Origin of the sequence: Chromobacterium fluminis (assembly GCF_011602385.1) — a bacterium.
GTDB classification, from domain to species: Bacteria; Pseudomonadota; Gammaproteobacteria; order Burkholderiales; family Chromobacteriaceae; genus Chromobacterium; species Chromobacterium fluminis.
Genome location: NZ_JAAOMA010000002.1, coordinates 50,043 through 73,219, shown reverse-complemented (window position 1 = coordinate 73,219; position 23,177 = coordinate 50,043). Strand labels below are relative to the sequence as shown.

Below are 23,177 nucleotides of genomic sequence, written 5' to 3'. Positions count from 1 at the left end.
ATAATCCAAAAGCATAATCATATCCTGGATTCTTATGAGCCGCCCGCAGCCCGCCCCCTGGCTGAAACGCCTGCTGTCCCCCTATCGCGGCCTGCCCGCCACGGTCTACATCCAAGTACTGTGCAGCCTCATCAACAATATCGGCGGCATTTCCAAACTATTCCTGCCGCTTTATCTGCGCGAAAGCTACCAGCTGGGCTATACGCAAATCGGCCTGATGATGGCGGCCTACGGCGCCGGCGCGCTGCTAGGCTCCCTCAACGGCGGCGCGCTGTCCGACCGCTTCGACGGCCGCAAGCTGGCCACGCTGTTCCTGTCCGTTTCCGGCCTGTGCCTGCTGTTGCTGGCGCTGGCGATCCCGCTCTGGCTGTTCGCGCCGGTCTTGCTGGTCTCCGGCTTCGCCGACGGCGCTTTTCGCCCGGTCAATCTGCGGCTGGCGCTGGAACCCTGCCTGCCGCGGCAGCGCGCGGTGGCGCAGGGCATGCTGCGGGTGGCTTTCAACCTGGGCGTCGCCGGCGCCGGCTTGCTCAGCGGTTCGCTTGCCACCATCGGCTACGGCTGGGTCTACGCCGCCAACGCCGCCGCCACCTTGAGCGCGGCGCTATGGCTGGCCTGGGCTTATCGCCGCGCCGGTTCGGCCTCCATCCATCAGGCGGCGCTCGAAACCGCCGAAGCGACCGCCGAGGCGCTGGTCGGCCCCTGGCGCGATCTTCCCTTTCTACGCATGCTGCTGGCCCTGATGCTAATGACTGCGGTATTCGACCAGATCTATGTGACGCTGGGTCTGTTCCTGCGCGAGCATTATCAACTGGGCCCGCAATGGATGGGCTATCTGTTCACTCTGAACGGGCTGATGGTAGTGGCGTTGCAGATTCCGATCAGCCGGCGCATTCTGGACTGGGGCCTGCTGGCCAGCACTCAAGCCGGCGTGCTGCTGACCGGTTTCGCCTTCCTGTGGCTAACCGTGGGCCAAGGCGCGCTGTGGGCCGTGCTGATGATGACGACGCTGACGCTGGGCGAGCTGCTGATTTCTCCCTGCTACACCATGCTGGTGATGCACCGCTCGGAAGGCCGGCTGCGCGGCCGCTATCTGGGGCTGTACAACGCGGTGTGGCAGGGCCGCACCCTGTTCGCTCCGGCGCTGGGCACCTGGCTGTACGGCGCCGTGGGCGGCGTCGCGCTATGGTGGCTGTGCGCCGCCGCCGTCTGCCTGTCGGCGCTGATCCAGCAAGCGGCGCTGCGCGCCATGCTCGGCCGCGATCCCGAACCGCTATCTCAAAACCTGTTCAAAGTCTCTCGGGCAAGAGGCGAAAACGACTGACGGGAGCGGTATGTGCAGGTGGTCCATACGCATTCTGAAGACCTACTCGCCGTACCGCGTTACACCATGCACAGCAGATTTTGAACAAACTCGCGGCCTGCCTAATCCCGCTCCGGCTTAGCGTCCCACACGCACACCCTGTTGCGGCCGGACGCTTTGGCGCGGTACAAGGCGGCGTCCGCCTGCAGCAAAGCCTGTTGGCTGCCATTCAGCGGCGGTTGGCCCGCCACGCCGATGGACACCGTCTGCGCGTAGCCGTCCGGCAAGCCGTCCAGCTGGGCCCCTTGCAGGCGCAGCCTGACCGCCTCCATCTTCTCGGCCAGCCTCTCCGGCGCCAGGCTCGGGGCCAGCACCACGAACTCCTCCCCGCCATAGCGCGCCAGCGTCATCCCGCCCTCCAAACAGGAGGCGATATGCTGCGCTGCCTGTTGCAGCACCTGGTCGCCCACCAAATGGCCAAAGCGGTCGTTCACCTGCTTGAACTCGTCCAGATCCAACATCGCCAGGCTCCAGACCGGCTCGTCGGACTGGTCCAGCTCCGCCATCCGGCAACGCAAGGCCCGCTGGTTCAAGCAGCCGGTCAACACGTCGGAGTCCGCCAGCAGATTCATCTGCTCCGCCGCTTGCTGCAACATCTGCCTGCGCTGCTCCAGCAGTTCCCTCTTGGCCGCGCTTTCCGCGTACAGATCCTGCAGCCGGCGCAGCACCACCGCATTGCGCTCGCGCAGCCTCACGGTGTCGCGCAGCAGCGGATTGAAGCTGGACAGGAACTCCCACTGCACCAGGATGAAGATCACCGCGCCCACCAGCAAGGCGCTGTACAGCAAAGTGCCCTCGCAGTGGAAACGGTACAGCGGGTATACCCAGTAGCCGACGAAAAACGTCAGGTGCAGATCGCGGCACGGGGCCAGCAGCAGGCAGACCGCGGCGAAGCCGCCGGCTAGCCACAGCACCACCACGATGCGGTAGGGCCCTTCCGCCTGCGGAAACATGAACCACATCATCATGCTCCACACCAGCGCGCTGAACAGCATCAACTGCCGCAGCGCCTGATAATGCCGGAACACCTGGTCCTGGCTATGCGCGTAACGGCGAAAACGGTAGACCAGGCGCGCGAACAGCAACTGCATCAGCAGAAACATGCCCACCCAGCTCAAGATGCGCCAGCCGGGCGCGTGCCCGAACATCAGCAAGCCAAACAGCGGGATGGCGATGAAGGACTGCAGAATCGAGAGCTGGAGCATGGAGACGAACTGACGCACCAGTTCCGCCTCCAGCCGCGGGTGCGCCGCTTGCCAGGGAAACGGCATCAGAATGCCCAGCCTCCGCCTCACGCCTCGGCCTCTCTCGCCAGGCAGACGCGGTCGCGCCCCAACGCCTTGGCTTGATACAGCGCCTTGTCCGCCTGTTGCAACAGACTCAGCGGGTCCACGCCCCGCCGCCAGGCGGCCACGCCGCAGGACAAGGTCACCGGCAAGTCTCCGGTCAGACGCCGCCAGTCCCAGCCGCCCACCTTGTCGCGTAGCGCTTCCATGCGCCGATTCAGCTCGGAACCGCTGCAAGCCGGCGCCAACAACAGAAACTCCTCCCCGCCGTAACGACCGAACAGCTCCCCGTCCGCCAGCGCCTGCTGCGCCAGCACGCACAGCTGTTGCAGCACCTCGTCGCCGCGCGCATGGCCGCAGCTGTCGTTGATACGCTTGAAATGGTCCAGATCGATGATGGCGATGGCGAAAGGCGCGCCCTGGGTTTCCGAATGTTCCAGCAGGCGCTCCATTTCCCGCATCAAGGAGCGCATATTCAACACACCGGTCAAGGGATCGCGCGAGGCCAGCTCGCTGATGCGCTCCACCGCGCCGTCCAGTTCTATGTTTTTCTGCTCCAGCATCGCGTTGTAACTGTCCAACTGCGCCTGCTCCAGCGTCAATTCGCGCATCAGGCTGGCGTTTTCGGCGCGCTGTCCCATGGACTCCAGCGCGAAGCGATGCAACAAGGCGGTGAACAGCGTCAGCGACAGGCAATAGATGACGCCGGAAGCGCCCACCCAACGCAGCACCGGTTCCGGAGAGAGAAACAAACGCAGCAGCAGCAAACCCCAGAGTGGACCGACGAAACCGTAAAACAACTCGCGGCGCGCCGACAGCATCGCGCCTTGCACCGCGCTGACCGCAATGCCCCACAGCACCACGATCAGGCTGTATGTCAGATCGTCGCCGGGCATCAGAATCCAGGCCGCGACGCCCCAACCCGAGCCCGCGGCGACGATCTGCGCTGCAAAACGCCGGTACAAGGCGGCGATCTGCCAATCGTCGTGTTCGGGACAACGGCCGGCGCGCCAAGTGGTCCCCCACAGGCTCAACAGCAACAGGCTGAAAAGCAGCAGCCACAGCAAGGCGGCCGCAAGCGGCGCCTTCCCCCATTCCAGACCGGTCAGCAAGGCCGCGCCCAACAAGGCGTGCGGCACGGACAGGTGAGTGGAGCGCATCACATGCAGCATGGTATAGCTGTCCAGCTGGCTGATCGGCAAAGACATGGCTCGGGCCTGTCGTTATCTTGGTAACTTATTGTTAGTTATAGCGAGCAATGCGCCAAGTCGGCCAAGGGCGCGCAAGAAAAAGCCCCGCGGGCCAAGGCGCGCGGGGCAGGGTCGGACGCAATCCGTTTACGACGAATTACAGGTCCTTGGCGTTTTCAGCCAGGTAGGAAGCCACGCCTTCGGCGCTCGGCTTCATGCCTTTCTTACCCTTGTTCCAGCCCGCCGGGCACACTTCGCCGTGCTCTTCGGTGAATTGCAGCGCGTCAACCATGCGCAGCATTTCGTCGACGTTGCGGCCCAGCGGCAGGTTGTTCACCACTTGGTGCTGCACCACGCCGGAGCGGTCGATCAGGAAGGAGCCGCGGAAAGCGACGCCGCCATCGGCTTCAACGTCGAAGGACTTGCACAGTTCGTGCTGGATATCGGCCACCAGGGTGTAGCCAACCTGGCCGATGCCGCCTTTTTCCACCGGGGTGTTGCGCCATGCGGCGTGGGTGAACTGGCTGTCGATGGACACGCCGATCACTTCCACGTTCTTGGCCTTGAAGTCGGCCAGACGGTGGTCGAAAGCGATCAGTTCGGACGGGCACACGAAGGTGAAGTCCAGCGGGTAGAAGAACACTACCGCGTACTTGCCGGCGGTAGCTTGCTTGAAGGAGTAGTTGTCAACGATCTGACCATCGCCCAGCACGGCGGAGAAGGTTTTCGCGCCATCGAAGAAGGGGGCTTGTTTGCCAACGAGTACGGCCATTGCGGATCTCCTTAAAGGTCTTGGTGTGACTGCGCTTCCCTGATCGGGCGTCGGGAAACGCGGCGGAATGCGAGGCTTTATAAATCAGGGCCGCCGGCATCGGCAAATTGTAAATCCATATCGTTGCGATAAAGTTTTGCAATGTCGGCCCGGCGGGTGCTCGCTTACAAGTATGAGGCTGCTGTTAGATTGGGCCAAAAGCGCAAGGTTCAAGCCAAGACCGCCGAGAGTAGCCGAATGAAAAACGGCCGCTGCTTGCGCAACGGCCGTCGGCGTCGGATCAAACCGGCATCAAGCGGAAGGCTCGGCCTTCTGGCGCAGACGCAGGTTCAGTTCGCGCAGCTGCTTGTCGTCCACCGCGTTGGGCGCGTTGGTCAGCAGGCACTGGGCGCGCTGGGTTTTCGGGAAGGCGATCACATCGCGGATGGACTCCGCGCCGCACATCAGCGTCACCAGGCGGTCCAGACCGAAAGCCAGGCCACCGTGCGGCGGCGCGCCGAACTTCAGGTTGTCCAGCAGGAAGCCGAACTTGTTCTGCTGCTCTTCCGGGCTGATCTTCAGCGCGCCGAACACTTTCTCCTGGATGTCGGCGCGGTGGATACGGATGGAGCCGCCGCCGATTTCCCAGCCGTTCAGCACCATATCGTAGGCGCGCGCCAGGCAGGCGCCCGGATCGGTGGCCATCAGGTCCTCGTGGCCCTGTTTCGGGCTGGTGAACGGATGGTGGCAGGCGGTCCAGCGATCGTCGTCCTCATCGTGTTCGAACATCGGGAAGTCCACCACCCACAGCGGACGCCACTCCTTGACAAAGTAACCGTTGGCCAGGCCGTGTTCGTGACCGATCTTGATGCGCAGCGCGCCGATGGCCTCGTTCACCACCTTGGCTTTGTCCGCGCCGAAGAAGATGATGTCGCCGTTTTGCGCGCCGGTGCGCTCGATGATGGCTTTCAGGCCGTCAGCGGACAGGAACTTGACGATGGGCGACTGCAGTCCTTCTTCGGTGGGCTTGCTGGCGTCGTTGACCTTGATGTAGGCCAGACCCTTGGCGCCGTAGATGCCGACGAACTGGGTGTAGTCGTCGATTTCCTTGCGGCTGAGACTGGAACCGCCCGGCACGCGCAGAGCCACCACGCGGCCGTTCGCCATGTCGGCGGCGCCGCGGAACACCTTGAACTCTTCCGACTTCATCACGTCGGTCAGTTCGGTGAATTTCAGGTCCACGCGCATGTCCGGCTTGTCGGAGCCGTAGTAGAACATCGCGTCGGCGTAAGTCATGCGCGGGAACGGCGGCAGCTCCACGCCCAGCACGTCGCGGAAGATCTCCTTGGTCATGCCCTCGGTGATGTCCATGATCTGGTCCTCGTTCAGGAACGAGGTCTCGATATCGATCTGGGTGAATTCAGGCTGACGGTCGGCGCGCAGGTCTTCGTCGCGGAAGCACTTGGTGATCTGGTAGTAGCGGTCGAAGCCGGCCACCATCAGCAATTGCTTGAACAGCTGCGGCGATTGCGGCAGCGCGAAGAATTCGCCCGGGTGCACGCGGGAAGGCACCAGGTAATCGCGCGCGCCTTCCGGCGTGGAGCGGGTCAGCATCGGGGTTTCGATGTCGATGAAGCCCTGCTTGTCCAGATGGTTGCGCACGCCCATCGCCACCTTGTAGCGCAAGCGCAAGTTTTTCTGCATCGCCGGGCGACGCAGATCGATCACGCGGTTGGTCAGACGTACGTTCTCGGACAGGTTCTCGTCGTCGATCTGGAACGGCGGCGTGGCGGCGGCGTTGAGGATTTCGATTTCCTTGGCCAGGATTTCGATCTCGCCGGAAATCATCTTGCTGTTGGCGGTGCCGGCCGGACGCTCGCGAACGATGCCGGTGATGGACAGCACGTATTCGCCGCGGCTGCTGTCGGCCAACTGGAACGCTTCCGGGGTGTCCGGATCGATCACCACCTGCACCAGGCCTTCGCGGTCGCGCAGGTCGATGAAGATCACGCCGCCATGGTCGCGGCGGCGGTGAGCCCAGCCCTTCACGGTAACGGTCTGGCCGAGGTATTTCTTGTCAATAAGTCCGCAATAGTCGGTACGCATTTGGGTAAACCCTTTTATTCAAATTCGGTGAGACTTCCCCGCCCGGGGGAAAGAAAGGCGTTAAGGGCTAGACAGGGTGTCGGTCTAGCCCTGCCGATTATGTTCGTCGTTCAGACGCGGACGCTGGGCGGCCGGCGGCGGATTCGGCGCCACCATGCCCATGGAGATCGCGTATTTCAACGCCTCGTCCACGCTCATGTTCAAGGCGCGGGTGTCCTTCTTGGCCACCATCACGAAATAACCCGAGGTCGGGTTGGGGATGGTGGGCACATAGACCCCGATGAACTCGTCGTCGGACAGCGATTCGGACACGACTTCAGGCAGCGGGCCGGTTTGAAACGCCACCGTCCACATGCCGGAATGAGGGAACTGCACCAGCAGCGCCTTTTTAAAGGCCTGACCGGAATCGGACAACAGGGTGTCGCTGACTTGCTTGACACTGTTGTAGATGCTTTTCACCACCGGGATGCGGGACAGCAGCGCGTCCCACATGTCCAGCACGCGCTGGCCCAGCACATTGGCGGCCAGCATGCCGGTGCCCAGCAGAATCAGCACCGACAGCACCACGCCCAGGCCCGGCAGATGGAAGCCGAGCAAGGCCTCCGGCTGCCATTCCTGCGGCAACAGGTTCAGAGTCTGGTCCAGCGAAGTGACGATCAGGTTCAAGACCCACAGCGTCACGGCCAAGGGCAGCCACACCAGCAAGCCGGTGACCAGATAACCCTTAAGCGTCATTTTGATTTGCGGCGTCATCGAGGTTTACGCGCACCCACAGCCGGTGCCGCAACTATGCCCGCCGCCGCTGTCCGAAGACGCGCTGTCCGAAGACGCGGAGGGCGAGCCGCCGGACGCGCCGCCCTTGAAGTCCGTGGCGTACCAGCCGGAACCTTTCAGCTGGAAGCCGGCCGCGGACAACTGCTTGCGATACTCGGCGCTGCCACAGGCAGGGCATTGCGCGATCGGCTCGTCGCTGAGTTTTTGCAGATGCTCTTTGGCGACGCCGCAGGCGCCGCAACGGTATTCGTAGATTGGCATAGCTTTGCTTCCCCACCAGTAATCATGATGGCATAATAAACCGAACTCATGCTGCACTGCACTATCCGAGCGTGAACTTACGCCCGGCATGCCTAGTCGGACAGATGCGGACGAAGCGCCTGGACATCAAGCCTTCGTTCCCGCCAAATCGTCGATTATATCCGACTGAATCGTCAATACAAAAATCCCTTTGCTTCATTAGCCCGCAATACTGCCCTGCAACCCTACAAATCCCGGAGGTCACATGGTTTATCAAGAGGGTCAGATGGAAAGCATTCGCAACATTCTTGCCGGCAAGAAAGGCCTGATCGTCGGCATCGCCAATGAGAACAGCATCGCCTACGGCTGCGCCAGCGTACTGCGCGACCTGGGCGCGGAGTTCGCCGTCACCTACCTGAACCAGAAAGCGGAAAAATACGTGCGTCCGCTGGCCGACCAACTGGGCTCGCCGCTGGTGCTGCCGCTGGACGTGGAGCAGCCGGGGCAGATGGAAGCGGTGTTCGAGGCTATCCGCCAGCAATGGGGTAAACTGGATTTCGTCATTCACTCCATCGCCTTCTGCCCAATGGACGACCTGCACGGCCGCGTTACCGACTGCTCGCTGGAAGGTTTCCAGCAGGCGATGCGCGTGTCCTGCTACTCCTTCATCGAAATGGCCCGCCAGGCCGAACCCTTGATGATTCAGGGCGGCAGCCTGATCACCATGAGCTATTACGGCGCGGACAAGGTGGTGGAGAACTACAACATCATGGGCCCGGTCAAGGCGGCGCTGGAAAGCGTGTCGCGCTACCTGGCCAGTGAACTAGGTCCCAAGAACATCCGCGTACACGCGGTGTCTCCCGGCCCGCTGCGCACTCGCGCCGCCTCCGGCATCGCCCACTTCGACCAATTGATCGAGGACGCCATCGCGCGAGCGCCGCAGAACCGCCTGGTGGAAATCGAAGACGTGGGCACCACCTGCGCCTTCCTGATCTCCGAAGCCGCCCGCGGCCTGACCGGCCAGACCATCTATGTCGACGGCGGCCACCACATCAAGGCTTGAGGAGACACGCCATGACTCGCGACGAACACGCTTTTTCCGACATCCTTCAACAGGCCGTCGGCCTGGGCCCGCTGCCGATGGCCGTGGCCCACCCCTGCAGCCGAGAGGCACTGCTGGGCGCGGTGGAAGCCGCCGACCACGGCATCGCCACCCCCATCCTGGTGGCGCCCGCCGCCCGGCTGGCCAAGCTGGCCGACGAGCTGGAAGTAGATCTGAGCCCCTTCGAACTGATCGACGTGCCGCACAGCCACGCCGCCGCCGAACAGGCGGTGGCTCTGGTGCGTGACGGCTACGCCGACATTTTGATGAAGGGCAGCCTGCACACTGACGAATTCATGGCCGAAGCGCTGGCGCGCGGCACTGGCATCCGCACTGACCGCCGCATCAGCCATGTCTGGATCATGAAGGTGGAGTCCTACCCGCGCTACCTGTTCATCACCGACGCCGCGATCAATATCGAACCGGACCTGCTGACCAAGCGCGACATCTGCCAGAACGCCATCGATCTGACCCTGGCGCTGGGCATCCGCCAGCCCAAGGTGGCCATCCTGGCCGCGGTGGAAACCATCAACCCGGCGATGCGCTCCACGCTGGACGCCGCTGCGCTGTGCAAAATGGCGGATCGCGGCCAGATCACCGGCGCCATCCTCGACGGCCCGTTAGCCTTCGACAACGCCATCTCGCGCGAAGCCGCCGACAGCAAGGGCATCGTCTCGCCGGTGGCCGGCGACCCGGACATCCTGCTGGTGCCGGACCTGGAGGCCGGCAATATGCTGGGCAAGCAACTGACCTATCTCGCCGCCGCGGCCTCTGCCGGCATCGTGATGGGCGCGCGCGTGCCCATCGTGCTGACCAGCCGCGCCGACGACGCCACCGGCCGCCTAGCCTCCGCCGCGGTGGCCAACGTGCTGGCGCACAAGCGTCGGCAAAGCGGGCCACGCTCATGAGCCGGGTACTGCTCGCCGTCAACGCAGGCTCCTCCACGCTGAAATTCCGCGCCTTCACGCCGGATGGACGCCAATTGCTGGCGCGCGGCATGGTGGACCGCTTTGGCCAGACCAAGCCGGAACTGCAATTGCTGGATGGCAAGGGCCAGACGCTGAGCCGCCACGCGCTGGACGACGGCAGCCGCGGCAGCGCCATCGCCGCGGTGATCAACAGCCTGGCCGATCAGCAGCTGGAACCGCTGGCCGTGGTGCACCGCGTGGTGCACGGCGGCGGCCGTTTCACCGCCGCCATGCGGCTGGACGCCGACATCCGCGCCCAGCTGGAGGACTACGTGGCGCTGGCGCCGCTGCATCAGCCGGTCAGCCTGTCGGTGATCGCCGCCTTCGAGGAATACGACGCCCGTTTGCCGCAGTTCGCCTGCTTCGACACCGCCTTCCACGCTCAGCAGCCGGAAGTCGCCACCCGCTTCGGCATCGCCCGCCACTGGCACGACGACGGCGTTCGCCGCTACGGCTTCCACGGCCTGTCCTACGCCGCCATCGCGCGTCGGCTGCCGGAACTGGGCCTGGAACGCGCCAAGGTGGTGGTCTGCCACCTGGGCAGCGGCGCCAGCGCCTGCGCGCTGGACGCCGGCCGCAGCATGGCCTCCAGCATGGGCTTCTCCGCGGTGGACGGGCTGATGATGGGCAGCCGCCCCGGCTACATCGACCCTGAAGTCATCCTCTACTGGCAGGAACAGGCCGGCATGAGCGTGGCCGATGTGCGGCGCGAGCTGTACAAGAACTCCGGCCTGCTCGGCGTCTCCGGCCTGTCGTCCGATATGCGCGAACTGCTGGCCAGCGATTTGCCGGCGGCGCGCGAGGCCATCGAGCTGTTCTGCTATCGGGTGGCCCGCGAAGTGGCCAGCCTGGCCGCGGCGATGAAGGGCCTGGACGCGCTGGTGTTCACCGCCGGCGTGGGCGAGCACTCGCCGGAGGTGCGCGGCCGCGTGCTGCAACAGCTGGCCTGGCTGGGCTTTGAAGCCGACCAGGCGGCCAACCTGACCCAGGCGCGGCGGCTAACCACCGTCGCCAGCGCGCGCGCCGCCTATGTCTTGCCCACCGACGAGGAAGGCGAGATGGCGCGCCAAGCGGCCGCGCTGCTGCAATAAGCGCAGGGCCCGCCCATGGGCGGGCCTGCTCGCAATCTTTCCAGCCGCCGCTCAGCGGACCCCAATCCCAGACAAGCTAGCCAGACTCACTCCAGCCAATCGCTCATCGTCAGGCCAATGCCCACGGCGCGGGTGCGCACGTTGTAGTCGATCAGGCTTTCGCCGTAACCGTCGAAAGCCTGCACATAACCCCGCAACTTGCCCTTCACCGGGAAGCTCCAGTCCAATTGCAGGCCGTGCTTGCCGCTGTCGAAATTGGGTCGCCACAAGGCGCTGAAAGTCTGACCGCGATATTGATAGATCGCCTGCAGATCGCCGTGCCCCATGTATTTCACGATATCCGGGTTGTCGTCCTTGTCTCCGGACTCCGGCAGCCGCGCCCACCAGCGTCCTTGCAAGGTAAACGGACCGTTGTCCAGCGCCGCCATCACGTAGACCCGGTTCCAGCTACGCGACAAGGGATTGGCTCGGCCGTTGGATTGATGCAACAAACCCAGGCCGCCCATGCGCAGCCGGGTTTCGCCCCAAGCCCAGGAGGACGGTAGCGGGAAGCTCAGGATCAGCTCCGGCTCGTAATCGGTTTCCCGGAACGGCGCGGAATGCGCCCGGTTGTAGATTTGCCAATGTGACTGCTGGGTGTAGGCGAACCACAGGTTCAGCGGGGAATCGAAGATGTCCTCCCACACCTTGGTCTTGAACGACAACTGGAATTTGGCCTCGGTCTTGTCCAGATCGCCGCCCGGGGTCTGGCTGGGCGGCCGGGTCGGCGACTGCGGCTCGTTATTGGGCTTGGCCATTTGCCAGACCGGCAGATAGTAATTGGGGCGGTACAGACGGAAACCGAATGTGTCGCCGCGGGAGCGGCCGTCCAAGTCCCATGCCTCGGCCAACCGGCTTGGAACCGGCGCCGCGTCCGGCGGAGCGCCGTCGGCCAAAACCTGCCGCACCGGAGACGGAACGGCGGGGGGAGGCAAAGCGGCCGCCTCCGGGGTCTGGCCGCCGGCCAGACCGTCATAGCAGGCCAAACGCAGCTTGGCGTCCGCCAGCCGGCCGCATTCGGCCAGTTGCTGCGGCAGCTCCGCCGCCAGGGTCTGCGCCGCGCACAAAGCCAGCGCACAAGCCGTCCATCCAGACATAGCCATGCCTCCCCCAGGGAAATCAATGCGCCAGACACACAAAAGGCCCCGCGATGCGGAGCCTTTGCGTATTCTTTAGCGCTGGGCTGTGATCAGGCCATGGCCTTGATCTGAGCCGACAGACGGCTCTTGTGACGAGCGGCCTTGTTCTTGTGGAACACGCCCTTGTCAGCAATGCGGTCAATCACTTTTTCGGAAGTGTGGAACACTACCTTGGCAGCGGCTTTATCGCCGGCTTCAACTGCCTTGAGCACTTTCTTAACTGCGGTACGGAACGCAGTACGCAGGCTGGCGTTGTGCGCGCGCTGCTTAAGGGCTGTGCGTGCACGCTTGCGAGCTTGTGCGCTGTTAGCCATGAATCTTTCTCCTGATGAGCGGAATCTGAAACCCGCGATTCTAAGCCCTAAACTCAGGTTTTGCAACAATAAACCTGGCGGCGTACACTAGCGGGCCTGCTCAACGCTAGATAAACCACCCGCAACATGAATCTGCTCAAGGCTCTGGCTGCTGTCAGCAGCATGACCATGGTGTCCCGCATCCTGGGCCTGGTCCGCGATACCATCATCGCTCGCGTTTTCGGGGCCGGCATGGCCGCCGACGCCTTCAACGCCGCCTTCAAGATTCCCAATATGCTGCGCCGCCTGTTCGCCGAAGGCGCGTTTTCGCAAGCTTTCGTGCCCATACTGGGCGAATACAAGAACCAGCGCAGCGAAGAGGAAACCCGCGAATTCGTCGCCAAAATCACCGGCGTGCTGGGTTCGGTGCTGCTGCTGGTCACCGCCGTCGGCATGCTGGCCGCGCCGCTGATCATGTGGATATCCGCGCCCGGCTTTTACCGCGAGCCGGCCAAGGCGGCTCTGTTCGCCGACATCCTGCGCGTGTCCTTCCCTTATATCTTCTTTATTTCGCTGTCGTCCATGACCGGCAGCGTGCTCAACAGCTGGGGCAAGTTCTCGATTCCGGCCTTCACGCCCACCTTTCTCAACCTCAGCTTCATCGTGTTCGCGCTGTTCTTCAGCAGTCACTTTGATCCGCCCATCATGGCGCTGGCCTGGGCGGTCTTCGTCGGCGGACTGGTGCAGCTGGTGTGGCAGTTGCCCTTCCTGAAACAGATAGGCATGCTGGCGCGCCCTGTGTTCGCCTTCCGCGACCCGGAGGTCTGGCGCGTGATCAAACAGATGGGACCGGCCATCTTCGGCGTGTCGGTGGCGCAAATCTCGCTGCTGATCAACTCCACCTTCGCCTCCTTCCTGCCCACCGGCAGCGTGTCCTGGATGTATTACGCGGACCGGCTGATGGAATTCCCGTCCGGCGTGCTGGGCGTGGCGCTGGGCACCATCCTGCTGCCCTCGCTGTCCAAACACGCGGCCACCCGCTCCGATGGCGAGTTCAGCGTACTGCTGGACTGGGGCATCCGCCTGTCCTTGCTGCTGGCGGTGCCGGCCACGGTGGGCCTGGGCCTGCTGTCCGGCCCGCTGCTGGCCACGCTGTTCACCTACGGCAAATTCACCGCCCACGACGCGCTGATGTCGCAGCAGGCGGTGATCGCCTACTCCTTCGGCCTGCTCGGCCTGATTCTGGTCAAAGTGCTGGCGCCCGGCTTCTACGCGCGTCAGGACATCAAGACCCCGGTGCGCATCGCCCTGATCACCCTGTGCCTGACCCAAGTAATGAACCTGGCCTTCGTGTTCCCGCTCAAGCACGCCGGCCTGGCGCTGTCCATCGGCCTCGCCTCCTGCCTCAACGCCGGCCTGCTGCTGCGCGCTCTGCTCAAACGCGGCATCTACCAGCCCTCCGCCGGCTGGAGCGGCTTTCTGAGCAAAATGGCCGTGGCCATCGCCGCCATGGCCGCCGCCTTGCTGGCGCTGCAATGGCTGCTGCCCGTCCACTGGCACGGCCCTGCCTGGCAGCGCGTGGCCTGGCTCAGCCTGCTGGTGACGGCCGGCGCGGTGGTCTATTTCGCCTCGCTGTTCGCGCTCGGTTTCCGCCCGCGCGACTTCATGCGCCGCGAGCGCTGACATGGCCAGCCAGCCACGTCCGTCCGCCCTGACGCCAGCCGATCGTCAGGCGGCCGGCGTGCTGCTGGTCAGCTGCCTGTGCCTGACCCTGCTGTACTACCCGGCCAACCGCTACTGGATGCTGGACGGGCTACAGCAATGGTGGCCGGCGCTGGGCCTGTCCTTCCGCCAGCAGGTGGTGCACAACCCGGACACCGACCTCTACCGCGTCGCTTACTGGGCGCTGGCCAGCATCATCAGCTACTGCCTGCTGCCGCTGCTGGCCATCCGCCTGCTGGACCGCCGCCCGCTGGCCGACTTCGGCCTGGCCTGGCCGGACCTCGCCACCTTGAAAACCGACCTGAAGCTGTTTCCGCTGTTCTACGCCGTGATGCTGCCCCTGGTGTGGTGGGCGTCGGGACAGCCCGGCTTTTTGAAGATTTACCCCTTTTTCCGGCTTAGCGCCGGCGAAAGCCTATGGCCGCACTGGCTGCTGTGGGAGCTCTTGTATTTCGCCCAGTTCGCCGCGCTGGAATTCTTCTTTCGCGGCTATATGGTGCACGGGCTCAAGCCCAGGCTGGGCATCAGCGCCGTCTTCGTGATGGTGCTGCCCTACTGCATGATCCATTTTGAAAAACCGCTGCTGGAAAGCCTGGCCGCCATCGTCGCCGGCGTCGCGCTGGGCGCGCTCAGCTATCGCTATCGTTCCATCTGGCTGGGCATCGCCTTGCATTGCAGCGTGGCGCTGACCATGGATTTGATGGCGCTGTGGCGCAAGGGCCTGCTCTAAAGAACCTGCTTACGATCCGCTGTACGTCGGCTGGATAGATAGAGAAAGGCGTTGAAACCGATATAATTCAAGCCATGAACACTCAAGCCATGTCCCCGGAGCAATCGCCTCTGGGCAAAACCGTCAGCTACCAGGACCATTACGCTCCCGGCCTGCTGTTTCCGATCCCGCGCCAGGTCAAGCGCGATGAAATCGGCGTGGACGCCTCCGCGCTGCCGTTTGCCGGCGTGGACATCTGGACCGGTTTCGAACTGTCCTGGCTCAACGCTCGCGGCAAGCCGCAAGTGGGCATCGCCACCTTCCGCATCCCGGCCGACAGCCCTAAGCTGATCGAATCCAAATCGTTCAAGCTCTATCTGAACAGCTACAACCAGACCCGGATGGCCGGCCTGGACGCGCTGCGCCGCCAACTGGCCGACGACCTGTCCGCCGCCGCCGGCAAGGCGATAGGCGTCGACATCATGCTGCCGCAGCAGTTTGCCGGCGAAACCATCGCCGAACTAGCCGGCGACTGCATCGACGATCTGGACATCGAGGTGGACAACTACGCGCCCTGCCCACAGGTCCTGCGCGCCGACGCCGGCGACGTTGTCAGCGAAACCCTGTGCAGCCACCTGCTGAAATCCAACTGCCTGGTCACCGGCCAGCCGGACTGGGGCAGCGTGCAGATCCGCTACACCGGCCCGCGGCTGGACCGCGAGGCGCTGCTGCGCTACCTGATAGGCTTCCGCCAGCACAATGAATTCCACGAACAATGCGTGGAACGCATCTTCACCGACCTGCTGCGCGCCTGCGCGCCTAGCCGGCTCACCGTCTACGCGCGCTACACCCGCCGCGGCGGGCTGGACATCAACCCCTTCCGCAGCAATTGCGGCGAGATGCCGGTGGGGAATACCCGCACCGCGCGGCAATAAAATCTTCCTGGACGGGAAAAGCGAACAGGCCGGCAAATGCAGGCCTGTTTATTAATAACAGCGATGTGATGCGAGCCCCCCATTCACAGACAGAATTCATTTAGACCAGTCAACTTTATCTAGAAAATAAAAATATACTTCTGGCTTAGCAGGAGCGGGTCTATGTTTCATTAAATAAAAAGCTGCATATCCACGCCCCTTCCCTATTTCAAATGCAGTTCTAAGCATGCACACATAGGATTCATTGCCTTTCGAAAATGCAAACCAAACCGATCTTGTCGCTGAAAAATCATCACCCGGCTTAATCCGCTTATCGATTGACAGGTTAATGGCTTGCGAGGCGAGGAACATTTTATTAGCAACTATCAAGTATTGATTATCATTACAAGTAGCTGCCCCATAGGTTTCCCCTTCAAAATTAGCTTCCAATTGATCTTCGCAACCTGCTGAAGGCTTATCAACAAAAGCACCTTCTACATCCTCCATTTTTACATCATTAGAAACCCCTTTTCTTTGATAGCAACTATTAATTATGTCAGCAGATGGATTTGCTATAGCATAGCTTGCCCCCATCATCACCACACCAATGGCACATTTAATTAATTGCATCGCCTTGGTTTCCTTACTCTTAAACAACCAATATAGGCATTTCAATTATCTTATTTCATCTAAAAAGTAAAAATTCACCTCAGGCTTAACTGATAATGAAGCACGCTTAATAAGATAAAAGGTAGCATAAGCTGCCCCCTTCCCTGTTTCAAAAGCCGGCGTCAACACACAAATATAAGACTGTCTCTCTTTTGTGATATCAAAAAAAACAGTCCCAGCATTTGAAAAGCCGTCACCAGGTTTAACCCGTCCATCAACAGAGTTATTAACTGCTTGCGCTGCCAAAAACTTTTCACTACCTATAATTAGGTATGATTGATCATTACAAGTTACAAAACCATAGCCATATTTTTTACCATCAACAAAAATATCTAGCTGATCTTCACAGCCAAAATCTGGCCTATCTGAAAAAGCCCCATACAACTTGGTCATTTTGATATTATGAGATGCCGAGCCCCAGTTATAACAACTTTTCACAACGTCATCAGGTGGAGCCGCCAACACATAGTTAAAGCACACCAATAACACACTGATCATATATTTTCTCACTTGCATTGCTTCGCCCTTTCTGCCTTTAGGGTGTAAAAAAACAGGCCGATGAGTACAGGCCTGTTTGCTAACAAAATCGGGCTAGCGCTATCCGCCCTGCTCATTAATATAAATATTATTTAGCCAAATCTATTTTATCTAGAAAATAAAAGTCAACTTCAGGAGTTATACGAGATTGGCCATGCTTGATCAAATAGAACGTTAGATAATTATTCCATTTTCCACTATCAAAAATGGGGGAAATGATACAAAGGTAAGACTCACCTCCTTTTTTGACATTCAGCAAAGTTGTTGAGCTGCCCAAAAAAGCATCACCCGGGACAATATTTTCATCAATTGAATGATTAATTGACTGAGAAGCTAAGAATATTTATTAGACACAATCAAATATTGCTGACTATTACAAGTGCTATACCCATATATTTTCCCATCAACTTTAGCCTCAAGTTGATTTTCACAACCAGCAGCCTTCTTAGCAAACCCACTTACCGCATCTTCAACTTGCACCCCCTGTGATACTGCCTTCATTTTGCGACAGCTTTCCACAACATCCGCTGATGGTGACGCTAAAGAGCTCACCGCATAAATCCCCCACACCCCTGCAAAAAATCTAATTAATTGCATTGCTTTGCTCTTCTTGCCATCATATAACGGTCATTAATTTTCCAAAAATGGTTTCACCATATGCGGAAGTTGAATCATAAACATAATCATAAAACCCAAATTCTGCTCTCTTATTTTTAGCAAAAGGTTCAGCTATATCAAAAATATTATGAGAAGGAGATGTAAATTTAAAACCTTCTATATATCGATAAGCACTCGTTCTGTTCACTTTCAGATCTCGGCCATTCCAAAAACACCCACCATTACTGTAATCCACCCCATAGGCCAACGCATTTCTCGCTGCCTCATATGCCTGTATGTATTTTTTTCATCACTAGCGCACATCAACTCCTTGTAACGCACATTGCCATCGGTAAGCACATAGGCATACCGAGGGTACTTTTCATGAATTTTTGAAGCGACCCAACCTGTTGCCAGGTATCGCATGTCCTAATCATTACCAGCGCTAAAGCTTGAGGTGTAAAAAAACAGGCCGGTAAGTACAGGCCTGTTTGCTAATAAAAGAGGGCTAGCGCGATCAGCCCTTCTCATTAAGACAAATATTATTTATCCCAATCGATTTTATCTATAAAATAAAAGTCAACTTCAGGGGTTATACTAGACTGGCCATGCTTGATCAAATAGAAAGTTAGATAATTATTCCATTTTCCACTATCAAAAATGGGGGAAATGATACAAAGGTAAGATTCACTTCCCTTTTTGACATTCAGCAAAGTTGTTGAGCTACCCGAAAAAGTATTGCCCGGGACAATATTTTTATCAATTGAATGATTAATTGCCTGAGAAGCTAGGAAGAATTTATTAGACACAATCAAATATTGCTGACTATTACAAGTACTATACCCATATATTTTCCCATCAACTTTAGCCTCCAGTTGATTTTCACAGCCGGCAGCAGCCTTCTTCGCAAACCCACTTACCACATCTTCAACTTGCACCCCTTGTGATACCACCTTCATTTTGCGACAGCTTTCCACAATATCCGCTGATGGCGACGCCAAAGAGCTCACCGCATAAACCCCCCACACCCCTGCAAAAAATCTAATCAATTGCATTGCTTTGCTCCTCTTGCCGTCATATAACGATCATTAATTTTCCAAAAAATGGTTTCGCCATATGCGGAGGTTGACTCATAAACATAATCATAAAATCCAAATTCTGCTCTCTTATTTTTAGCAGGAGGTTCCGCGATATCAAAAACATTATGAGAAGGAGATGTAAATTTAAAACCTTCTATATATCGATAAGCACTCGTTCCTTTCACTTTCAGATCTCGGCCATCCCAAAAACATCCTCCATTGCTGTAATCCACTCCATAGGCCAGAGCATTCCTCGCCGCCTCATATGCCTGCGTGTATTTTTTAGCATCACTAGCGCACATCAACTCCTTGTAACGCACATTGCCATCGGTAACCGCATAAGCATATTGTGGGTACTTCTTCAGGAACTTTTGCAGCGACCCTCCTTGTTGCCAGGCATCGCGTTTCCTGACCATCGCCGAAGCAATGCCGTACATCTCCTCCTTCACTTGCTGCACCGAGCTTTCACCGTACACGATGGCGGCCAGCAGCTTTTCTTGGGTAACGGCATTGATATCGGACTTGCAAGGTGGCGGGCAGGGTTTGCCGGGAGCGGCCTTGGCCCATGGGGCCAGCATTGCGGTTTCCACGCATTGCTCTGGGTCCGGCCTGCTGCAGCTGCGCCCATCCTCTGACAAGGTCCAGGAAGCATCCGGGCAGGCCGGCAATACGCAGCTATGGCTGCTAGCCCAATATCCCGCACCAGGCGGGCACTCCGCCGAAGTCATCAGCGACAAGGCCATATAGTCAGGCAGATTGGGTTGCCGGCAGCGGTCCGGTGGTAGAAAGGTAGTATTGAAGTTGGCGCAAGCGCCTTGTTGAGTATCGGATCGCTTATCCCAGTTGATCCCAGGAGGGTAAACCACGTATACGGTTTTCGCCGGCGTCACCAGCGGCAGCATTTCAGCTTTCACAGCTAAAAATGGCATCCCTGACAACACCAGCGCACAGCTGACACGGTGCAGCATTCCTCACCTCGCATCGCAAGTTATGAGCGCATCCCCGGGGCAGAGTGTTTTACCAAATTTATTAATTTGTTAAATTACAATAAAAGAAATGCACTGCCGACTGTCACAAAGGGCAGATCACCAAGTTCCAAGGAGACAAAAAGGCCTGCCAGGCATGGCAGGCCTTTGAAGAAGCAGCCTACTGTCGGAGCGGCCACTAGAGGTAAACAGCGCACTGGCAACCATACATCAGTACGGGAGAGGTGCTATCTCCGTTGGTCGCTAGGGATAGAACCAGTAAAGGCTATACCCCATCGCATGCACCTTGCCCGCGTCCAGCCGCATAGTCACCTTGACCTCGCTGTTGGAGTTGAAGTGGCCGAGCTTGAAATCATCGGCCTTCAAATACTCCTTGGGCGCGAACACCTTGCGAATCAGCACCTGATCGTCCGAATCCTTCAGCGTCACTTCCAGCATCGGATAGGCCTGGGAGTAAGTGGCGTGGTTCTTCAGCGTGGCGGACAGTTGGATCAGATTGGGGAAATCCGGGACGAAGGCCAATTCCGACCACTCGGTTCGCACGCGAGCGATGTCGGTGGGCCAAGGCACCGCACAGCCTACGGCGCCGCAGAGGTTTTCCAGCGTCGGACGCAGTTCCGGCACTTCCGCGGCAATGCGGGTGCGGTTGAAATACACCAATTGGCCGGCCAACACCAGCACGCCGATCGCCGAGGCGAGGACGGCCAGGAAGGTCAGCGCCGGATGGCGTCCCCGCGGCGACTCGTCCGGCTCGCCTTCTCCGTGGCTAGGCAGTGGTTCGACGCGCGCTTGCTGCATCGGCCTGGCGGGCGGCTCTTCAAACTTGGGTTCAGGCACCGCTGTCGGCGCGGGTTCCGGTTCCGGCGCGGGGCGGCGGCGGTTGCCGAACACCTCCGGCGCGGGCTCCGCGGCGGCAGGTGGCTCGGCGTCAAACGGATTGCCCAGCGGCGCGCTGACATGGCGATTCTGCATCGCCTCCGCCAAAGCGCGCTGGAATTCCTCGACGTCGGCGCGCGCGGCCGGCGCTTCCTCCGCCATTGGAGGCGGCATCAGCAACTCGTCCGGCGGCGCTTCCGCCGCGCTGGCGCCCGGATCGAAATCCGGCACTTCCAGTTCGAAATCGTCCAGCGCCTCGCGCTGCTGGGCAGCCGGCTGCTGAACGGCCGGCTGAGGCGCCGCGGCGCGCGGAGGCTCCGCCGGCGGCGCTTCCGCCGCGACAAAATGCTCGGTGGCGTTGAACACATGCGAACAGCGCCCGCAGCGCACCAAGCCATTGGCGGCCGCTAATTGGGCATCATTGACCTTGAAGCGTGTCTGGCAATTGGGGCACTGTGTCGTATATGTCATACCGTGGGGCGTCGGGTTCCTGTCAGTCTGGTCCATCCTTCGTCGAACACCGGAGCGTCCATCTGGAACCATTGTTCGTAGATGGCCGACAGTTCTTCGGCTTGTTCGGCGAGAATGCCTGAAAGCACGATTCTACCACCGGTTTTGACGTGGCTCGCCAGCAACTGGCCCAACATGCGCAGCGGATTGGCCAGGATATTGGCCAGTACCACGTCGTAGACCGCTTCCGGGTTCTGGTCCGGCAGGCGGAAATCCGCCTTGACCTGGTTCTGCTCGGCGTTGTCCTGGCTGGCCCGCACCGCCTGCGGATCGATATCCACGCCCAAGGCCGAGACCGCGCCCAACTTTAGCGCGGCGATGGCGAGGATGCCCGAGCCGCAGCCGTAGTCCAGCACGCTTTCTCCGCCTTGCAGATGCGCGTCCAGCCACTGCAGGCACAAGCGCGTGGTGGGATGGCTGCCGGTGCCGAAGGCCAGGCCCGGATCCAGTTGCAGGTTGACGGCGTTCGGCGCCGGCGGTTCGTGCCAGGTCGGCGTGATCCACAGCCGGTCCGAAATCCGGATCGGATCAAACTGCGACTGGGTCAGACGCACCCAATCCTGTTCTTCCACCCGCTCCACGTTGTAGCTGGGCAGGCTCAGACCGCAGGCATTGGCGGCGGCGGCGATCAGCAAGGCCACGTCGGCCGCTTCATCAAACAAGGTGATGATGCGGCTGCGGCTCCACAGTTTGTCCACCGGCTCGCCGGGCTCGCCGAAAATAGGCTCTTCGCGCTCGGTGCCGGCATAGGCGTCCTCGATCGCGGTGGACAGCGCGCCGGCGTCCATCAGCGCGTCGGCCAGACGCTCGGCAACGGTTGACTCGGCGTCAATGGTGGCTTGCAGCCAGGCCATCACGCGCCCCCTTTTTTCTGCTGCGACAAACGCTGCTCCAGATAATGAATGCACGTGCCGCCGCGTTGGAAGGCCGCGTCCATGAACAGTTCCTGATGCAGCGGGATATTGGTTTTGATGCCGGAAATGGAGATTTCCGACAGCGCCACCCGCATCCGCGCCATCGCCTGCTCACGGGTATCGCCGAAGGCGATCAGCTTGCCCACCATGGAATCGTAATGCGAAGGCACGGTGTAGCCCTGGTAAATATGCGAATCGATGCGAATGCCCGGGCCGCCGGCCGGATGGTAGCTTTCGATCTTGCCCGGAGACGGCACGAAGGTGAACGGGTCCTCCGCGTTGATCCGGCACTCCATCGCATGGCCGCGCAACACCACGTCTTTCTGTTTGTAGCGCAGTTTCTCGCCAGCGGCGATGCGGATCTGCTCTTGCACGATGTCGATGCCGGTGATCATCTCGGTCACCGGGTGCTCAACCTGCACGCGGGTATTCATCTCGATGAAGTAGAACTCGCCTCGCTCGAACAGGAATTCGAAAGTGCCGGCGCCGCGGTAGCCGATGCGTCGGCAGGCTTCGGCGCAGGCTTCGCCAATCTTCTGGCGCTGCTTGTCGGTGATGCCCGGCGCCGGCGCTTCCTCGATGATCTTCTGGTGGCGGCGCTGCATGGAGCAGTCGCGCTCGCCCAGATAGATGGCGTTGCCGTATTCGTCGGCCAGGATCTGGATTTCGATGTGGCGCGGCTCTTCCAGGAATTTTTCCATGTAGACGGTGGGGTTGCCGAAAGCCGCGCCGGCTTCGGTGCGCGTCATCTGCACCGAATTGATCAAGGCGCCTTCGGTATGCACCACCCGCATGCCGCGACCGCCGCCGCCGCCGGCGGCCTTGATGATCACCGGGAAGCCGATTTTCTTGGCGATCTTGACGATCTCGGCCGGATCGTCCGGCAAGGCGCCGTCGGAACCCGGCACGCAGGGCACGCCAGCCGCTATCATCGCGTTCTTGGCCGATACCTTGTCGCCCATCTCGCGGATGGTGTCCGGACGCGGGCCGATGAACACAAAGCCGGATTGCTCCACACGCTCGGCGAAGTCGGCGTTCTCGGACAAAAAGCCGTAACCCGGGTGGATGGCCTGGGAGTCGGTCACTTCGGCGGCGGCGATCAGGGCCGGCACGTTCAGATAGCTCTTGCCGCTAGGCGCCGGGCCGATGCAAACCGACTCGTCGGCCAGCTTCACGTACTTGGCTTCGCGGTCGGCCTCGGAATGCACCACCACGGTCTTGATGCCCATTTCGCGGCAGGCGCGCTGGATACGCAGGGCGATTTCGCCCCGGTTGGCAATCAGAATTTTTTCAAACATGGAATTCTCCGCTGGCGGCCCCGCCGG

At 60.2% G+C, this 23,177-nt stretch carries 24 protein-coding genes; 7 read left to right on the top strand and 17 right to left on the bottom strand.

Annotated features, from left to right (window positions below):
* The first annotated feature begins 34 nt into the window (after positions 1-34).
* Positions 35-1,321, top strand: a complete 1,287-nt coding sequence (locus tag HA052_RS01750) for an MFS transporter (RefSeq protein WP_166450555.1) — start codon at positions 35-37, stop codon at positions 1,319-1,321.
* Positions 1,322-1,422: 101 nt separating this feature from the next.
* Here HA052_RS01750 and HA052_RS01745 read toward each other — a convergent pair whose 3' ends face one another.
* From HA052_RS01745 to HA052_RS01720, 6 genes are all read right to left on the bottom strand, one after another.
* Positions 1,423-2,631, bottom strand: a complete 1,209-nt coding sequence (locus HA052_RS01745) for a GGDEF domain-containing protein (RefSeq protein ID WP_166450554.1) — start codon at positions 2,629-2,631, stop codon at positions 1,423-1,425.
* Between the two features lie 20 nt (positions 2,632-2,651).
* Complete coding sequence (locus tag HA052_RS01740) at positions 2,652-3,854, bottom strand: GGDEF domain-containing protein (RefSeq protein ID WP_166450553.1); 1,203 nt, start codon at positions 3,852-3,854, stop codon at positions 2,652-2,654.
* A gap of 139 nt (positions 3,855-3,993) precedes the next feature.
* Entirely contained in the window at positions 3,994-4,608 is a 615-nt protein-coding gene (locus HA052_RS01735) for a peroxiredoxin (protein ID WP_166450552.1), read from the bottom strand.
* A 291-nt stretch (positions 4,609-4,899) separates the two neighbouring features.
* Positions 4,900-6,693 carry an aspartate--tRNA ligase gene (gene aspS, locus HA052_RS01730; protein ID WP_081550660.1) on the bottom strand — a complete coding sequence of 598 codons (1,794 nt, stop codon included), beginning with the start codon at positions 6,691-6,693 and terminating at the stop codon, positions 4,900-4,902.
* An 84-nt stretch (positions 6,694-6,777) separates the two neighbouring features.
* Positions 6,778-7,446 (bottom strand): DUF502 domain-containing protein, encoded by a 669-nt coding sequence (locus HA052_RS01725; protein ID WP_081550658.1) that lies wholly within the window; start codon positions 7,444-7,446, stop codon positions 6,778-6,780.
* A gap of 6 nt (positions 7,447-7,452) precedes the next feature.
* The gene (locus tag HA052_RS01720; protein ID WP_081550656.1) at positions 7,453-7,728 is read right to left on the bottom strand and encodes an FmdB family zinc ribbon protein; all 276 of its coding nucleotides are present in this window, start codon (positions 7,726-7,728) and stop codon (positions 7,453-7,455) included.
* Positions 7,729-7,972: 244 nt separating this feature from the next.
* Between HA052_RS01720 and fabI the strand changes: the two genes are divergently transcribed.
* The 3 genes from fabI to HA052_RS01705 are packed head-to-tail and all read left to right on the top strand — an operon-like array spanning position 7,973 to position 10,868.
* Positions 7,973-8,770: an enoyl-ACP reductase FabI gene (gene fabI / locus HA052_RS01715; protein ID WP_240937246.1), complete on the top strand. Its 798-nt coding sequence runs from the start codon at positions 7,973-7,975 to the stop codon at positions 8,768-8,770.
* 11 nt (positions 8,771-8,781) lie between these two features.
* Positions 8,782-9,717 carry a phosphate acetyltransferase gene (locus HA052_RS01710; protein ID WP_166450551.1) on the top strand — a complete coding sequence of 312 codons (936 nt, stop codon included), beginning with the start codon at positions 8,782-8,784 and terminating at the stop codon, positions 9,715-9,717.
* Complete coding sequence (locus tag HA052_RS01705) at positions 9,714-10,868, top strand: acetate/propionate family kinase (protein ID WP_166450550.1); 1,155 nt, start codon at positions 9,714-9,716, stop codon at positions 10,866-10,868. The genes HA052_RS01710 and HA052_RS01705 overlap by 4 nt, the downstream gene beginning before the upstream one ends.
* An 86-nt stretch (positions 10,869-10,954) precedes the next feature.
* Here HA052_RS01705 and HA052_RS01700 read toward each other — a convergent pair whose 3' ends face one another.
* Together HA052_RS01700 and rpsT are read right to left on the bottom strand one after the other, a co-directional pair.
* Positions 10,955-12,004 (bottom strand): phospholipase A, encoded by a 1,050-nt coding sequence (locus HA052_RS01700; RefSeq protein ID WP_166450549.1) that lies wholly within the window; start codon positions 12,002-12,004, stop codon positions 10,955-10,957.
* A gap of 92 nt (positions 12,005-12,096) precedes the next feature.
* Positions 12,097-12,360: a 30S ribosomal protein S20 gene (gene rpsT / locus HA052_RS01695; RefSeq protein ID WP_039756090.1), complete on the bottom strand. Its 264-nt coding sequence runs from the start codon at positions 12,358-12,360 to the stop codon at positions 12,097-12,099.
* Positions 12,361-12,486: 126 nt separating this feature from the next.
* On the opposite strand from rpsT, the gene murJ reads away from it, so the two are divergent.
* From murJ to queF, 3 genes are all read left to right on the top strand, one after another.
* Entirely contained in the window at positions 12,487-14,022 is a 1,536-nt protein-coding gene (murJ, locus tag HA052_RS01690) for a murein biosynthesis integral membrane protein MurJ (protein ID WP_166450548.1), read from the top strand.
* 1 nt (position 14,023) lies between these two features.
* Entirely contained in the window at positions 14,024-14,791 is a 768-nt protein-coding gene (locus HA052_RS01685; RefSeq protein ID WP_166450547.1) for a CPBP family intramembrane glutamic endopeptidase, read from the top strand.
* Between the two features lie 74 nt (positions 14,792-14,865).
* Positions 14,866-15,705, top strand: coding sequence for an NADPH-dependent 7-cyano-7-deazaguanine reductase QueF (queF, locus tag HA052_RS01680; protein WP_206118745.1), 840 nt, complete (start codon positions 14,866-14,868; stop codon positions 15,703-15,705).
* Between the two features lie 96 nt (positions 15,706-15,801).
* On the opposite strand, the gene HA052_RS01675 is transcribed toward queF, so the two are convergent.
* From HA052_RS01675 to accC, 9 genes are all read right to left on the bottom strand, one after another.
* Positions 15,802-16,314: a hypothetical protein gene (locus HA052_RS01675; RefSeq protein ID WP_166450546.1), complete on the bottom strand. Its 513-nt coding sequence runs from the start codon at positions 16,312-16,314 to the stop codon at positions 15,802-15,804.
* A 45-nt stretch (positions 16,315-16,359) separates the two neighbouring features.
* Entirely contained in the window at positions 16,360-16,869 is a 510-nt protein-coding gene (locus HA052_RS01670; RefSeq protein WP_166450545.1) for a hypothetical protein, read from the bottom strand.
* A 354-nt stretch (positions 16,870-17,223) separates the two neighbouring features.
* Positions 17,224-17,487, bottom strand: a complete 264-nt coding sequence (locus tag HA052_RS01665; protein WP_166450544.1) for a hypothetical protein — start codon at positions 17,485-17,487, stop codon at positions 17,224-17,226.
* Positions 17,488-17,506: 19 nt separating this feature from the next.
* Positions 17,507-17,743 (bottom strand): hypothetical protein, encoded by a 237-nt coding sequence (locus HA052_RS01660; protein ID WP_166450543.1) that lies wholly within the window; start codon positions 17,741-17,743, stop codon positions 17,507-17,509.
* A gap of 286 nt (positions 17,744-18,029) precedes the next feature.
* A complete protein-coding gene (locus tag HA052_RS01655) occupies positions 18,030-18,542 on the bottom strand; it encodes a hypothetical protein (RefSeq protein ID WP_166450542.1) in 513 nt (170 codons plus the stop codon).
* A complete protein-coding gene (locus HA052_RS01650) occupies positions 18,533-19,534 on the bottom strand; it encodes a hypothetical protein (RefSeq protein ID WP_166450541.1) in 1,002 nt (333 codons plus the stop codon). The genes HA052_RS01655 and HA052_RS01650 overlap by 10 nt, the downstream gene beginning before the upstream one ends.
* A gap of 261 nt (positions 19,535-19,795) precedes the next feature.
* On the bottom strand, positions 19,796-20,899 hold the full coding sequence (locus HA052_RS01645) for a DUF3426 domain-containing protein (RefSeq protein ID WP_166450540.1): 1,104 nt from the start codon (positions 20,897-20,899) through the stop codon (positions 19,796-19,798).
* Complete coding sequence (gene prmA, locus HA052_RS01640) at positions 20,896-21,792, bottom strand: 50S ribosomal protein L11 methyltransferase (protein ID WP_166450539.1); 897 nt, start codon at positions 21,790-21,792, stop codon at positions 20,896-20,898. The genes HA052_RS01645 and prmA overlap by 4 nt, the downstream gene beginning before the upstream one ends.
* Positions 21,792-23,150, bottom strand: coding sequence for an acetyl-CoA carboxylase biotin carboxylase subunit (gene accC, locus HA052_RS01635; protein WP_166450538.1), 1,359 nt, complete (start codon positions 23,148-23,150; stop codon positions 21,792-21,794). The genes prmA and accC overlap by 1 nt, the downstream gene beginning before the upstream one ends.
* Between the last annotated feature and the right edge of the window lie 27 nt (positions 23,151-23,177).

Bases quoted from the DNA above. Each gene is read 5' to 3' on its own strand.
- HA052_RS01750 (WP_166450555.1), top strand. From the start codon at position 35: ATGAGCCGCCCGCAGCCCGCCCCCTGGCTGAAACGCCTGCTGTCCCCC.
- rpsT (WP_039756090.1), bottom strand. From the start codon at position 12,360: ATGGCTAACAGCGCACAAGCTCGCAAGCGTGCACGCACAGCCCTTAAG.
- HA052_RS01745 (WP_166450554.1), bottom strand. From the start codon at position 2,631: ATGCCGTTTCCCTGGCAAGCGGCGCACCCGCGGCTGGAGGCGGAACTG.
- prmA (WP_166450539.1), bottom strand. From the start codon at position 21,792: ATGGCCTGGCTGCAAGCCACCATTGACGCCGAGTCAACCGTTGCCGAG.
- HA052_RS01645 (WP_166450540.1), bottom strand. From the start codon at position 20,899: ATGACATATACGACACAGTGCCCCAATTGCCAGACACGCTTCAAGGTC.
- HA052_RS01720 (WP_081550656.1), bottom strand. From the start codon at position 7,728: ATGCCAATCTACGAATACCGTTGCGGCGCCTGCGGCGTCGCCAAAGAG.
- fabI (WP_240937246.1), top strand. From the start codon at position 7,973: ATGGTTTATCAAGAGGGTCAGATGGAAAGCATTCGCAACATTCTTGCC.
- HA052_RS01655 (WP_166450542.1), bottom strand. From the start codon at position 18,542: ATGCAATTGATTAGATTTTTTGCAGGGGTGTGGGGGGTTTATGCGGTG.
- HA052_RS01650 (WP_166450541.1), bottom strand. From the start codon at position 19,534: ATGCTGCACCGTGTCAGCTGTGCGCTGGTGTTGTCAGGGATGCCATTT.
- HA052_RS01675 (WP_166450546.1), bottom strand. From the start codon at position 16,314: ATGCAATTAATTAAATGTGCCATTGGTGTGGTGATGATGGGGGCAAGC.
- HA052_RS01740 (WP_166450553.1), bottom strand. From the start codon at position 3,854: ATGTCTTTGCCGATCAGCCAGCTGGACAGCTATACCATGCTGCATGTG.
- HA052_RS01670 (WP_166450545.1), bottom strand. From the start codon at position 16,869: ATGCAAGTGAGAAAATATATGATCAGTGTGTTATTGGTGTGCTTTAAC.
- HA052_RS01685 (WP_166450547.1), top strand. From the start codon at position 14,024: ATGGCCAGCCAGCCACGTCCGTCCGCCCTGACGCCAGCCGATCGTCAG.
- queF (WP_206118745.1), top strand. From the start codon at position 14,866: ATGAACACTCAAGCCATGTCCCCGGAGCAATCGCCTCTGGGCAAAACC.
- HA052_RS01735 (WP_166450552.1), bottom strand. From the start codon at position 4,608: ATGGCCGTACTCGTTGGCAAACAAGCCCCCTTCTTCGATGGCGCGAAA.
- accC (WP_166450538.1), bottom strand. From the start codon at position 23,150: ATGTTTGAAAAAATTCTGATTGCCAACCGGGGCGAAATCGCCCTGCGT.
- murJ (WP_166450548.1), top strand. From the start codon at position 12,487: ATGAATCTGCTCAAGGCTCTGGCTGCTGTCAGCAGCATGACCATGGTG.
- HA052_RS01710 (WP_166450551.1), top strand. From the start codon at position 8,782: ATGACTCGCGACGAACACGCTTTTTCCGACATCCTTCAACAGGCCGTC.
- HA052_RS01700 (WP_166450549.1), bottom strand. From the start codon at position 12,004: ATGTCTGGATGGACGGCTTGTGCGCTGGCTTTGTGCGCGGCGCAGACC.
- HA052_RS01705 (WP_166450550.1), top strand. From the start codon at position 9,714: ATGAGCCGGGTACTGCTCGCCGTCAACGCAGGCTCCTCCACGCTGAAA.
- aspS (WP_081550660.1), bottom strand. From the start codon at position 6,693: ATGCGTACCGACTATTGCGGACTTATTGACAAGAAATACCTCGGCCAG.
- HA052_RS01665 (WP_166450544.1), bottom strand. From the start codon at position 17,487: ATGCAATTAATTAGATTTTTTGCAGGGGTGTGGGGGATTTATGCGGTG.
- HA052_RS01725 (WP_081550658.1), bottom strand. From the start codon at position 7,446: ATGACGCCGCAAATCAAAATGACGCTTAAGGGTTATCTGGTCACCGGC.